The organism is Microvirga sp. P4_G7 (assembly GCF_056401005.1).
The window spans coordinates 1-1,646 of sequence record NZ_JBFUKD010000758.1 but is presented as its reverse complement, the minus strand read 5'-3'; the positions used below and the strand labels follow the sequence as shown (position 1 = coordinate 1,646).

General features: G+C 58.2%; 3 protein-coding genes. 2 read left to right on the top strand and 1 reads right to left on the bottom strand.

Translation table 11 applies throughout. The features are described 5' to 3' along the window. Nucleotides 1–149: 149 nt before the first annotated feature. Nucleotides 150–383 carry a hypothetical protein gene (locus tag AC1DT3_RS20375; RefSeq protein ID WP_477467026.1) on the top strand — a complete coding sequence of 78 codons (234 nt, stop codon included), beginning with the start codon at nt 150–152 and terminating at the stop codon, nt 381–383. Between the two features lie 63 nt (nt 384–446). Here the strand turns inward: AC1DT3_RS20375 and AC1DT3_RS20370 are convergent, their stop codons facing one another. Continuing rightward, on the bottom strand, nt 447–698 hold the full coding sequence (locus AC1DT3_RS20370) for a carph-isopro domain-containing protein (protein ID WP_477467027.1): 252 nt from the start codon (nt 696–698) through the stop codon (nt 447–449). A gap of 262 nt (nt 699–960) precedes the next feature. Between AC1DT3_RS20370 and AC1DT3_RS20365 the strand changes: the two genes are divergently transcribed. Next, nucleotides 961–1,569, top strand: a complete 609-nt coding sequence (locus AC1DT3_RS20365) for a S24 family peptidase (RefSeq protein WP_477467025.1) — start codon at nt 961–963, stop codon at nt 1,567–1,569. Nucleotides 1,570–1,646 lie beyond the last annotated feature (77 nt).

The following is a 1,646-nucleotide window of genomic DNA, read 5'->3' as shown; positions in this document are numbered from 1 at the left end:
CGAAACGCCGCCTTCAAAATGAGATGATCTTCGCGAAGGTAGGAGCGCGTGTTCATGCAAGGTTTCCCGAAACGATTGCTTTGAAGGAATTCCCATCCGCCTGCATGATCCGGCTCAGCAGAAGACGAAGGGACTGGGCGATGTGTGAGATGCGAAGAGCGGAAGGAGCGGCGGAACTGACGACCGACGACAAAGCCGAACTCGCGCTGCAGTTGTTCGAAAGCCTTGTGAGCGACTTGCTCGGCGCGGGGCTGATGACCGCAGAAGAGGTTTCGATCTCAACGACCGGCCCGTACATCCGAGCGCATATGGAGGGACGTGACGACATCAAGCGTCACCTCGACGGCATCCTGGAACGATTGCTGTCGCGGAAGGATGGGTGATGACCCAACCGTCATGCGTGAGGGACCAGAACTGCTGCTTGGCGCAAAAGCGCATACGGGCCTTCAGGCGCATGACACGACCTCAGAACCTTCTTCCATCTGAGCTCGTTCACGGGCGTGAATGGCAGCCAACCTTTCGAGCGTGACGCTCTCAATTCCGCGGGCATTCGCGTCCCGAACGATCTCCGCCCAATACTCACCTGGGATCGAACCACGACGTTTCATTTCCGAAGCTGTTGAAGGGCCGACCCCCAGCGCTCGCGCTACCGCGGCCGGTCCACCAAGGTCGTCAAAGAGATCGTGAACACGTTTCATAGACACGATGTACACCTATCGTGCTCACATCGTCAACATGATTTATGTTAAATATTCGTGCTATGTGGTGTTCATGATGGATCAGGCCGAACGTCTCCGAACCGCCAGATTGGCTTCTGGCTACAAATCAGCCCGCAACGCCGCCCTGGAGCACGGGTGGACGGTCTCGACCTACACCGCGCATGAGAACGGTCAGAACGGCTTCTCGATGTCTGATGCGATAAAGTATGGCGCCGCTTTTGGCGTCCTTCCTGGGTGGCTCGTGGGCCTCGGCCCCAATGACATTGGAAAGGCGAAGCTTCTCGCGGAAAAGGCCGGCCCTCGGGAGATTGTCCGGGTGCCAATCGGCGAGGAATTCGACCCAGACCCACAATTCCAAGACGATGCCGACCGTACTGGCGCGACGCGCAGGGTTTCCCGGCAGTCCCTTGGTCCTGGCGAAGTACCCGAAAGAGACGTGACAGCCGGGTTGGGCGGCGGCGGCGTCGCTCCGATTTACATGATGGACGGGAAGGAAATCGACGGCGTCCGCGCCGTATGGCGCCTCCCCGTTGATTACCTCCGGACGGAACTGAACGCGCGCGAAGCTGACGTAGATTTTATCCCGGTCGCCGGCGATTCGATGATCCCCACACTGCTTCCGGGAGACCGTGTAATGGTCAACCGATCACAAACATCCCCTTCGCCAGATGGGCTCTTCGCGATCTTTGATGGGATCGGCGTTGCAGTGAAGCGACTTGAAGTCGTTAAGGGGAGCGCCCCTGTGCGAATCAGGATTAAGTCCGACAACCCCGTCCATGGCATCGATGAGATTCTCGCGGACGATCTTCAAGTCATTGGCCGGGTGGTGTGCAAAGTGACCCGGCTTTAGCGCCTGGCAAACTCTTGAGGGTGGCCATCTGACCGCCCGATTTTTGGCAATTCCAATGCTGAAAGCCTTACCCACCC

What these genes read in the sequence shown, in the direction of transcription:
- AC1DT3_RS20375 (WP_477467026.1), top strand. Translation starts at nt 150, where the DNA reads ATGCGAAGAGCGGAAGGAGCGGCGGAACTGACGACCGACGACAAAGCC.
- AC1DT3_RS20370 (WP_477467027.1), bottom strand. Translation starts at nt 698, where the DNA reads ATGAAACGTGTTCACGATCTCTTTGACGACCTTGGTGGACCGGCCGCG.